1 protein-coding gene is annotated in these 292 nt (G+C 50.0%); it reads left to right on the top strand.

Annotated elements, in window-relative coordinates:
• On the top strand, positions 1-292 hold a 292-nt coding region (locus Q4563_RS19005), incomplete at both ends, for an AAA family ATPase (protein WP_303605621.1).

Below are 292 nucleotides of genomic sequence, written 5' to 3'. Positions count from 1 at the left end.
GACCGATGGTCATGGTCGTCGGGTGAACTTCAAGAACACTGTGCTGGTGATGACCTCGAATCTGGGCTCTGATGTGATCCAGAACCTGTTTGCCGATCAGCCGTATGAAAACATGCGTGATGCTGTTATGGAGATTGTGGGTAATCACTTCCGGCCAGAATTTATCAACCGTATCGATGAAGCGGTGGTATTCCATCCGCTGATGAAAGACCAGATCCGGGGGATCGCTGATATTCAGTTGCAGATGTTACGTGACCGCCTGGCGGAACGTGATCTGTCATTGGAATTCAGT

Source organism: Gilvimarinus sp. 1_MG-2023 (assembly GCF_030548285.1).
Note: the sequence above shows the minus strand (reverse complement) of the source record. Positions and strands in the feature narration are given on the sequence as shown.